This window comes from Pelatocladus sp., assembly GCF_059505505.1.
On the sequence record NZ_JCACKS010000205.1, the window covers coordinates 31,957 to 42,442 of the forward strand.

Here is a 10,486-nt window from a genome sequence, read left to right on the forward strand (position 1 = left end):
CCCCATTCCCTCCACTAATAATATGTCTCTCTCAACTGTAACCTCAACAGTCAGTCACCCTCGTGATGTTCAAGTTGCTCTAATTGGTACTCGGACTTTGGTTTTGCGATCGCGTACTTGGGAACGTCTCAAGTTTGAGGTTGAATATGCTCGCCAAAAAGGTACTACTGCTAATTGTTATTTGATTAAAGCTGATCGCACTGCTTTGATTGATCCTCCGGGTGAGTCTTTTACTCAGATTTTTTTGGAAGAATTACACAAACACCAAGATTTAACTCGCTTAGATTACATTATTCTCAATCATGTCAATCCTAATCGGATGGCGACTCTCAAAGTCTTGATAGAACATGCACCCCAAGCCAAGATTATTTGTTCTAAACCTGGTGCTAATGTTCTGAAAAATACTTTTGCTGATTGGGAATCAAAAATCCAACTTGTTCGTTCTGAAGATACTCTGGATTTAGGTGAGGGACATCAACTGCAATTTGTGACTGTACCAACTCCCCGATGGGCAGATGGAATGTGTACTTATGATGTTGCTAGCCGTATTCTTTATAGTGATAAGTTATTTGGGGTACATGTCTGTAACGATGTCTTATTTGATGAAGATTGGAAGCAACTCGATGGCGATCGCCGTTACTATTTTGAATGTCTCCACGCTACCCAAGCCAAACAAGTAGAAATAGCTTTAGACAAATTAGCACATCTCAAAGCAAAATATTACGCCCCTGGCCATGGCCCTGTTGTTCGTTACAGTGTTAGTCGTTTTACTTACGATTATCGCCAATGGTGTCAGGAACAAAAAACCCAGGAATTGCGAGTGGCGTTGCTTTATGCTTCTGCTTATGGTAGTACGGCAAGTTTAGCCCAGGCGATCGCTCAAGGGTTGATTCAAACTGGAGTTGCAGTGGAATCGATTAACTGCGAATTTACAGAACCCAGTGAAATTACTCGTGCAATTGAAGCTTGTGATGGCTTTATTATCGGTTCTCCCACTTTAGGCGGCCATGCACCTACCCAAATTCAAACGGCTTTAGGAATTATCCTCTCGGCGGCGGCGAAAACCAAATTAGCGGGTGTGTTTGGTTCTTATGGTTGGAGTGGAGAAGCAATTGATCTGATTGAAAGTAAACTTTTAGATGCCAATTATCGCTTCGGGTTTGAAACTATCCGCGTTCGCTTCAGCCCTACTGAGTTTATTATGCAACAATGCCAGGATGCAGGAGCGGAATTTGCCCAAGTCTTGAAAAAGAAAAAGAAACTCCGCACTTCTCGCCAAGCATTAACGGAAGCACAAGTAGATCGGACAGAGCAAGCTGTTGGACGGATTATTGGTTCGCTGTGTGTTTTCAGTACCCGACGTGGTGATAGCCACAGTGGAATCCTCACCTCTTGGGTATCTCAAGCTACCTTTAATCCTCCTGGTTTGATGATTGCGATCGCTCAAGATCAAAATGCAGATGCGATGATTCATCCTGGCGATCAATTTGTTTTGAATATTCTCAAAGAAGGACGTGACCTCAGACGCTACTTTTCCTACTACAATACTCCAGGTGACGATCCTTTTGCTCAGTTAACAACCACAACAGCTAACAACGGTTGTTTAATTCTTAGCGATGCCCTAGCCTATTTAGAATGTACCGTGCAACAACGAACTGAATGTGGCGATCGCTGGTTAATTTATGCCACCGTAGACAAAGGCGAAGTGTTGGAACCAACAGGTGTCACCGCTATTCAGCATCGCAAATCCGGTAGTCATTATTAATACAGGACGGACGATAGAAAGGCCCCTGACGGTTCGTTATACAGTCCGAGACTCATCAACGTTGCGGTCTGGGTGACACGCAGCCCATGGTTCAAACACCAACGGAACAGATCGCCGTTACGCGTCGGAAGATAAAAGCCCGACCCCGTGAACTCTGGAGCTGCTCCGATCAACGCCTTTAAGTCTTCATTGTTTTCGCCAACAGCGTGACCCAGGAAGCCAATTTCGGTGGCGTAGCCCGATACGCGCCCATCATACTCGACAAGTGTTGCTGTACCCCGCTCAACAGCTCCCTTTAGTTCGCCCGCCCGATCATGACCGTGAATGCGATCGCAGAGTTGATTACACGCTGTCAGGTCGGTTTCAGTCACCGGACGAACGGTGCGACTAGGTATCTTCAAGCCAAGCGCCTGTCCTTGAAGGTTCGCTAGTGGCTCGCGCACATCGAAGCCCAGTTTTGCATACAAGCAAAGCGAGCGGTTGTGATATGCAGCTTGAAGGAGCCGCACCCCAGCGAACCGTTTTTCGCGTGTCCTTTGTAAAACATGTTCCATCAAGCGGCGACCAACCGACTTGTTTTGCGCGGCGGGGTCTACCGTAATGGGGCCAATCCCGGCGATAGTGTCACCTTCCCATAAAAAGTTGCTACCGATAACGCGTCCGTCCTCAGTCTCAGCCACGACTGAATAAACCGCCGGGTTCGCTAAAATTTCGGTCAGCATTTGTACCCCATACTCCGCAGAAGGAAGGTCAGGTACGAAGCCGTGCTGTTCCGCAATGTCACGGAACCCTTGATACAGAATTGTGCCACACTTGAGTGCGTCGTCGGGTCGTCCCCCACGCAGTATCACCGAAGATGTTTGTTCTAATACTTTGTCCATGATGAAAAACCTTTCCAATGTTCCGTTCGCAATTTTACGCGAATTGGGAGGTAGAGACGTAGCATTACTCTGTCAAGTTTGAATTAAGGGTTTGTAGTAAGCAATGCGCGTGCTTAAAAAATAAGGACTTAAGTCCTTACTACGAACTTTCTTATCCATAAATTTAAACTTGACTTGACAAGACCTCTTGCAAAAATATTTTTACCCCACCCTAACCCTAAGCGTAAACGGGGAGGGAACTAAATCTTCCCCCCGTTCACGGGGGGATTGAGCAGGGTGGTTTCATACAAGCAGAGAAAAATTAAAATCTTCTTTTAAAGCCTCTCCCCTTAATAAGGGGAGAGGTTTGGAGAGGGGTAAAAATCTATGCTTCAAAACGAGAAATACAGACTTCCATATTTTTCTTTTTTCGTATGAAACCACCCTGCCGTTCACGGGGGGATTGAGGGGGGTTCATTCGACTTTTGCAAGAGGTCTACAGAGTAATGCTACGTCTCTACATTGTTTCGGAGATGTCTATTGTGAATGCATTAGCTTACATTGTGAATGCATCGGCTTACCAGCTGTATGATACTATAAGAACTCTGAGTGTACTCAATTACAATGCCTAATCTCCGTCGTTACACGCAGGTTTCAGTATTTATTTTTCATCTGTGTTTTTCTGCATTACTGTTTTACAACCACAAACAGGTAGCAGCTACCGTTAGCTTACCTTTACGCACCAAAAAAGCTATGGTGGTGTCTGCAAATCCTTTAGCGAGTGACGCAGGTTTGCAAATGTTACGTAAAGGTGGTAATGCAGTTGATGCAGCTGTAGCGACGACTTTTGCGATTTCTGTGGTGGAACCGTTTTCGGCAGGAATTGGCGGCGGTGGCTTTTTGCTGTTTCGCGATGCTAAAACTGGAGAAATTAAAGCTTTAGATTTTCGTGAACGCGCACCCTTGAAAGCAACAAGAAATATGTATTTGGATGCTCAGGGTAAGGTGCGTCCAAATTTGAGTATCAATGGTCACTTGGCAGTAGGAACACCAGGAACGGTGGCAGGACTGTACGAAGTGCATCAACGTTATGGTAAGTTACCTTGGGCAGAAGTTGTCAAACCTGCGATCGCTCTTGCTAAAGATGGATTTATTCTGAGTCCTCAAGTAAGGTTGCGTTCTATACCAGAGTATGAAAACCGTAAGCAAGTAATTCTTAGTAACCCAGCCGCACGAGCAATTTTTACTCGCAATGGGGAATTTTATCAACCTGGAGAAAAACTGGTACAGCGTGACTTAGCAAAAACATTAACAGCAATATCTCAGAATCCACGTAGTTTTTACACTGGAAATATTGCTCGTGCTATTGCTGCTGACATGGCAAAAAATGGTGGTTTGGTAACTCTGGAAGATTTGAAATCTTACAAACCAATCTGGCGCACTCCTGTTTGTGGTAATTTTCGTCAAGCACGAGTTTGTTCAATGCCACCTCCTTCTTCTGGAGGTGTACATTTATTAGAAATATTAAATATTATCGGTTCTACCAATTTAAAATCTTTAGGTTGGCATCATCCTGATGCAATCCATCTGATGGTGGAAGCAATGAAAATTGCTTATGCTGATCGCTCGAAACTTTTAGGCGATCCCGATTTTGTCAAAGTACCTGTACAACAATTGATTAGCCCTGGCTATGCCCAACTGCGGCGATCTGAAATTATGATGAATAGGGCTAGGGCTGCAAAGGAAATTGAGCCTGCTACTATGAAAATGTTAGAACAGAATCTTACTCCTCAACCTGTTCTTCGCAAGCAAAAGCAAGGACTCATCCCCTCTACTAACAATTTTCTTACTACTGGCAACACACAGGAAACATTCTATCAACCTCGTTACGAGTCTTCAGAAACAAGCCATCTTAACGTTGTCGATGCACAACGCAACGCCGTCAGTCTGACTTTTACTGTTAACTTGGGGTTTGGTGCTGGTGTGGTTGCAGAGGGGACGGGAATTGTCCTCAATAACGAAATGGATGATTTTGCTGCTGCGCCAGGAGTACCGAATGCTTTTGGTTTACCGGGTAACGAAGCTAATGCGATCGCAGCACGCAAAACACCTCTATCCAGTATGACTCCCACCATTGTCACAGAAAATAATCGCCTGCGCCTAGCAGTGGGTGCGCCTGGTGGGGGGACAATTATCACCCAAGTGTTGCAAGTCATCCTGAATGTATTAGAGTACAACATGAATGTCGGTGAAGCTGTTTCTGTCCCCCGCATTCATCATCAATGGCTTCCTGATGAATTACGAGTCGAACCTTTTGGTTTAGATACCCTCACTTTGGCAGAATTACAGCGTCGGGGACACAAAATTAAACAAATTCAACCTTGGGGAAATATTAACGCGATCGCAGTTACGTCTGACGGAAGTTTAGAAGCAGCAGCCGATCCGCGTGGTGAAGGAGCGCCGAGAGGATATTAAAATCAGGGGATCGGGGATTCTCCAATGACAAATATAGCACTTCTCACTCGATTGCAATACAGTCGGAACCCCACCCCTTAATCCCCTCCCCGCTTGCGCTTAGGAGATTAAGGGGTGGGGTACGTATTGGACACAACCGAGAACTGCTAGATTAAACTTGTCTTCTAAAAATTACCATCTCAGTACCGACAACTGGGTTACGCGCTACTAACCGATTTTGTGAGTCGGTAATTTCGAGATGGGTAAAGTCCAGTTCTTGAGAACGTTGGAGAATTTCGGTTGCGAGTTTATTCTGTTCGGATTCGGTGAGGGTGTACCAATCGTCGCTAATTTTGATATCCAAACTGCTAGTAAGAAAATTAGCTTGGATCGATTTTACAAGTCCAGAGGCAAAGCGATCGCTAACTTCTGCTACTTGATTTTCAATCGTTGCAATTAGAATCTGTTCTGGTGTTAATACTATCGTTGGTGCTGGTGCTGGTGCTGGTGTTGGAATTGGAGTTGGAGTTATTTCTGGTTCCGGTTCTGGTTCTTTTGTGACTTCCTCTGGTATTGGTGTGGGTTCCTCTTCTACAGATGGTGGTGTTTCTGTTATAGTTGGTTCTTCCAACGGTGATGGTTGTGGAGATGGGGAGGTCACAGGAGTGGGGGAAGTAGGGGGAGTAGTTGCAATTTCGGTGGGTTTACCTTTGAAAACGCTGGAAGTAGTCCAAACTAAGATGACAGCAAAAACTGCGATCGCTCCTGTCAAAGCTGTATCTGATAACTTTGCTGAGATATTTGCTGGTAAAAAAGAGCGGATTTTAGCTAACAGTCTATTCCACCAGTTGGGAGATACATCACCAGGAGGGGACTGTGTTTCTAGTTTGTCTACTGTCGTTTCTAACAGTGCGATCGCGCCTTTGAGAATTTGGATAGTTTTAGTCTTCCAAAAAGACTGTCCTCTTTGGTTGTTTCTTTGGCGAGGTGTATTTTCCTGCGGTTGCGGTGAAGAAGATGGTTGTGAATTCTGATTGTCCTGTGACATGGAACTTTCACTCAGAGCAGCGAATCAAAGACTGAATGTTGTAGCTGCAACCTCCCCAGCCTTAATGTATCATTTCAATGCTTGCGCTAAACTGACCTAATTAATGATTTTTGTCAAAGATGAAACTCAAACGTCGTAAATTTTTATTTTTAGGTGGACTCAGTGCGATTGGCACAGTATATTTAGCTAGTCTGAAGCATCAAATTTTTAGTCAAAACAGTGATCAAATCTCACAGGCTACAGCTGCTATTCCATCTACCAAAAAAGATTTATTATTGCGCTTTGTTTCTGTAGCAGATACGGGTACAGGTGCAAAAGGGCAGTATGCTGTAGCTAAAGCGATGGCTAATTATCACAGTAAAAATTATTATAATTTGGTTGTCTTGGCAGGAGACAACATCTATACCAACGGTGAAATTGAGAAAATTAATGCAGTCTTTGAACGTCCCTATGCTCCATTACTAAAAAAAGGTGTAAAATTCCAAGCTGCTTTAGGAAACCATGATATTCGCACTGTGAATGGAGACTTGCAAGTTAAATATGCAAGCTTTAATATGCGAGGGCGCTACTATACATTTCGCCGGGATAAAGTACAATTTTTTGCTCTAGATACTAATAGTAATGCTGACTGGATTAACCAGCTAAATTGGTTGGAAAAAGAGTTAAGCCAAAGTAATGCTACCTGGAAAATAGTTTTTGGTCATCATCCCATTTATGCATCAGGTGTTTATGGCAGTAATCCTGATTTTATTCAAACTTTTACTCCCTTATTTCAAAAATATGGTGTGCAACTTTATATCAATGGACATGAACATCATTATGAACGTACCCGCGCCATCAATGGCACAACTTATTTAATTTGTGGGGGTGGTGCAGGTACTCGTCCTGTTGGTAAAAATGAATGGACTGAATATTCTGCGGAAAAGTTGAGTTTTGCAGCTTATGAAGTGTTTTCAGATCGAATAGAAGTGAGTGGTATAGATACAGCAAACCGTGTTTTTGATCAAGGTATTATTCCATTGAAATCGGCTTGATTAAATAAGTTGGTGAGGATAAACAGAACACGAGTTATGAAACGTGAATAATATTGAAACTCTCCCAACAATAGTATTCTTAAATCATTCGTGAACAACAAGAACCCCGACTTCGCAAGAATTGTCGGGGTTCTGAGCTTTGCGATTCGCTATAGTTAAATATATTGAGGCGTTAATGCTTAATATTATCCCAGAAAGTCACAAAGAAATTTTGGCAATTCACCAATTAATTACAGAAGCTTTTGGTCAAGTCAAGGTAGCTGAACTTGTAGATATTATTCGTAAATCCAAAAATTTTATCCCTGAACTGTCATTAGTAGCAGTAGAAAATGAAGAAGTCTTAGGACACATTCTTTTTAGTCAGATTATCATCGAAACACCTAACCAAACTATTCCATCACTGGCGCTAGCACCACTAGCAGTAAAATCATCACATCAGCGCCAAGGTATTGGTAGCAGACTGGTGGAAGTGGGTTTGTCAAAATGTCGTGAATTTGATTATCCTATGGTTATAGTTGTTGGGGAACCAGCCTATTATCAACGCTTTGGCTTCCAAACAGCAGGTAAATTTGGTTTGCGATCGTCCTTATCTTTTCCTGATGAAGTGTTTATGGTGCTGGAGTTACAACCTGCTGCTTTGAGGAATATTACTGGAATTGTGCGTTATCCTGCATATTTTCAAGATGTTTAATTAGAAAGAGAAGTAAAAATTCAAAACTCAAAAAAGAATTTATATACTTTTACCTTTCTAATTTACTAGCCACAATTATCTCAACTCTATTGTTACGTGGCGGAGCGTATGCAGATCAAACTGCCTAAGAATTTATTTTTATACACTTGGACGCCAAAAAACGCACTGTCTCTGCTGTTCTGAAAAATTGGCTGCTAGTGATAGCAAGTCTTCGCCAGGAAGAGATGATTTACAATAAAAAGGATATTGAGGTTGTCTACTTGTGTAGTCAAAGAAAATTGTAAATCTATCTTGATCTACAGGAAGTTTACCTCTATGAAAAACTTGCGAAGTCGTAGCAAAAACTACTGTTCCAGCTTTCCCTGTACATGATTTCCATGAGGATTGTGATAAAGCTTTCTGCAAATTTTTTTCTTGAATATAACCATGTTTATATCCTAATGAATGAGCTACATTCGAGGTCAAAGATAGTGGGATATATTGAAAAGGACCACAATTCTCATCTATATCATTCAAGTACACAATGACTTTGAGAATTTTTCTGTCTTCTACATCTATATGCCATAGTCGAGATTTTCGCTCAACCGAATTGGCAAGATCTCTGCGAAAATATGCTCCATGATAGGCTACAGGTAAACCAATATAATTCTCAACTATATTGAGTAAACGTTTTTCCAGCCCCCACATAAATATTTCTGGATACTGCATCATTTGTTCAGGACTAGCATGAACAACATATTCATTTTCTTCTTCAGAAATATTGGGTATTTCTGGCATCAATTTTTGTGCTGCCAAAAACATTTTATCTGTATGCGGAATAGATAGGGCTTCTAGTGAAGTTACCACTACTCCTTCACGCTTGATAGATTCCACTAAATTTAAATCAGCTTTTGAAAGCACAGGTAAATTTGGCAAGTGCTGTTCAAGTGCTGCTTGATAATGCCGATCAGCTTGATTTTGTAAGAACGAAATTTGATACACATTCTTTAAAATGTGATTTCTTATCTGTTTAACAATTGTGCTCATAATTTCAATTATTTACTTTTCCAAAAAAGCGAGTATACATAATTATTTTTCGTCAAAGTTGCCAGATGGTAAAACAGAAGGGGTTTTTGGAGTTAATACTTATTTTGACATCGGTATTTATTTTTTCATTATACTTAGTTCTGCTGTATTGTAAGTATTATTCAGTGTATTTGTCTAATAAATTATCATAGGTTTTATCAAAAATTTATCATCGCTTTACAGAGAAAAAGTAAGTAATTACCGTATCATAGTAAAATTAACCATAGTGATTTTAAAACAAGCAATTAGTACATGAAATTTTAGGAAAAGTTTATATTTTTTCTGTATAACCTAATTTAGGTGGCTAAAATAAAGCTACTTGCTGGATATATTGTTATCTTATTTGCAGAGATAAAAAATCTGAGAAATTAAAGGAGCTTTGAAAATATCTTGAAAAGTCAAAAATAAAACTATACAAACTCATCATAGAAAAAGAAACTTGTCAAATATAGGCTGTTTGACTTCAGACTAGTCTCAAGTCTGGTATATGCTACAGGCAGAGTGGTATAAATTCCTGATTTTGCCCTAAAAAATTGCTTTTAGGACTTACACGGCGAAAAATGCGGCTAACAATCATTCTCATTATACTATTAGTACTGACTGCATGTACTACCAGTGTACTTGCACCACCTAGTCAGTTAGTGGAAAAAGCGATCGCACTTCAGTTACAGAAAACCCAACAGCAACTCAACCAACAGCTGGATCTCGATTTCCAGGGGTTTCAAATTAACCACCTGTCAATTACCCAAGAAAAACCTTTAACGATCCAAAATCTCATCACCTACCAAGTCCGTGGTACTTACAATCTAATCTTCAAGCTACCAAAACGAAAATTAACACAATCAGACAAACCGTTTGAAGTGTATCTACAACTGCAAAAAGAGGGTAAGACATGGCGCTTACTGCTTCGAGAACAGAGTCGAAAAGACGCTGAAACTGTTTGGCACAGTTATTTAATACAGTAGTGTTTTGTGTCAAACATACATAATATGATTTACAAGGAGTATGTAGACATAAAACCTCTTGACAATTGAGCCTTGACCCTTGACCAATGACTAAATCAATTCGTGTAGTTGCCCGTATAATTGCTTATCCAGAAAAAGTTGAAGAACTCAAAGCTGTTTTTTTAGAATTAATTGAGCCTACCCGACAGGAGAATGGTTGTATCAAGTATGAGTTGCTGCAAAACCAGTCTGATCCTACAGAATTTACCTTTGTGGAAGAATGGGCTTCTCATGAAGCGTTAGATGCTCATCTTGCTTCAGCACATATTCAGACAGCAGTAGCTAAACTCAAAGATTTGGTTGCTAGTGACGTAGATATCCGTCGCTACAGTCTGCTAGCTTGAGTGAAGTTAACATCATGCAAGCTTTGATTTGGGGTATTATTCAACGTGCGATCGCCAGCTGAAAGCATGTTTAAAAAATAAATTTCTAAGATACAAGCACCTGTGTCTTCATAACCGGGATTATCTTTTTTATACCTTGACTTGATATTAAGGCTTAAAGTTAGAACATTAAGGCTTAAAGTTACAGCATTAAGGCTTAAAGTTACAGCATTAAGGCTTAA

General features: G+C 41.1%; 10 protein-coding genes. 6 read left to right on the plus strand and 4 right to left on the minus strand.

The genetic code is table 11. The features are described 5' to 3' along the window. Window positions 1–22 precede the first annotated feature (22 nt). Window positions 23–1,765 (plus strand): diflavin flavoprotein, encoded by a 1,743-nt coding sequence (locus AC5JMK_RS16640; RefSeq protein WP_096677235.1) that lies wholly within the window; start codon window positions 23–25, stop codon window positions 1,763–1,765. On the opposite strand, the gene AC5JMK_RS16645 is transcribed toward AC5JMK_RS16640, so the two are convergent. Further along, on the minus strand, window positions 1,762–2,646 hold the full coding sequence (locus tag AC5JMK_RS16645) for a GNAT family N-acetyltransferase (protein ID WP_495910600.1): 885 nt from the start codon (window positions 2,644–2,646) through the stop codon (window positions 1,762–1,764). The two genes, AC5JMK_RS16640 and AC5JMK_RS16645, sit on opposite strands and share 4 nt — an antisense overlap. Before the next feature lie 603 nt (window positions 2,647–3,249). On the opposite strand from AC5JMK_RS16645, the gene ggt reads away from it, so the two are divergent. Further along, the gene (ggt, locus tag AC5JMK_RS16650) at window positions 3,250–5,100 is read left to right on the plus strand and encodes a gamma-glutamyltransferase (RefSeq protein WP_495910601.1); all 1,851 of its coding nucleotides are present in this window, start codon (window positions 3,250–3,252) and stop codon (window positions 5,098–5,100) included. Window positions 5,101–5,251: 151 nt separating this feature from the next. Here ggt and AC5JMK_RS16655 read toward each other — a convergent pair whose 3' ends face one another. Next, on the minus strand, window positions 5,252–6,127 hold the full coding sequence (locus AC5JMK_RS16655) for a hypothetical protein (RefSeq protein ID WP_495910602.1): 876 nt from the start codon (window positions 6,125–6,127) through the stop codon (window positions 5,252–5,254). A 119-nt stretch (window positions 6,128–6,246) separates the two neighbouring features. On the opposite strand from AC5JMK_RS16655, the gene AC5JMK_RS16660 reads away from it, so the two are divergent. Continuing rightward, window positions 6,247–7,161 carry a metallophosphoesterase family protein gene (locus AC5JMK_RS16660; RefSeq protein ID WP_495910603.1) on the plus strand — a complete coding sequence of 305 codons (915 nt, stop codon included), beginning with the start codon at window positions 6,247–6,249 and terminating at the stop codon, window positions 7,159–7,161. Window positions 7,162–7,336: 175 nt separating this feature from the next. Then, window positions 7,337–7,852: a GNAT family N-acetyltransferase gene (locus AC5JMK_RS16665; protein ID WP_096677229.1), complete on the plus strand. Its 516-nt coding sequence runs from the start codon at window positions 7,337–7,339 to the stop codon at window positions 7,850–7,852. A 138-nt stretch (window positions 7,853–7,990) separates the two neighbouring features. Here AC5JMK_RS16665 and AC5JMK_RS16670 read toward each other — a convergent pair whose 3' ends face one another. After that, window positions 7,991–8,878, minus strand: a complete 888-nt coding sequence (locus AC5JMK_RS16670) for a phytanoyl-CoA dioxygenase family protein (protein ID WP_096677228.1) — start codon at window positions 8,876–8,878, stop codon at window positions 7,991–7,993. A gap of 599 nt (window positions 8,879–9,477) precedes the next feature. Here AC5JMK_RS16670 and AC5JMK_RS16675 point away from each other — a divergent pair. Both AC5JMK_RS16675 and AC5JMK_RS16680 read left to right on the plus strand, forming a co-directional pair. Beyond that, the gene (locus tag AC5JMK_RS16675) at window positions 9,478–9,882 is read left to right on the plus strand and encodes a hypothetical protein (RefSeq protein ID WP_495910604.1); all 405 of its coding nucleotides are present in this window, start codon (window positions 9,478–9,480) and stop codon (window positions 9,880–9,882) included. A gap of 86 nt (window positions 9,883–9,968) precedes the next feature. Continuing rightward, window positions 9,969–10,265: a putative quinol monooxygenase gene (locus tag AC5JMK_RS16680; RefSeq protein WP_096677226.1), complete on the plus strand. Its 297-nt coding sequence runs from the start codon at window positions 9,969–9,971 to the stop codon at window positions 10,263–10,265. On the opposite strand, the gene AC5JMK_RS16685 is transcribed toward AC5JMK_RS16680, so the two are convergent. Next, window positions 10,247–10,486, minus strand: a 240-nt coding sequence (locus AC5JMK_RS16685; protein WP_495910605.1) for a hypothetical protein, incomplete at its 5' end; no start/stop codon positions are given. The two genes, AC5JMK_RS16680 and AC5JMK_RS16685, sit on opposite strands and share 19 nt — an antisense overlap.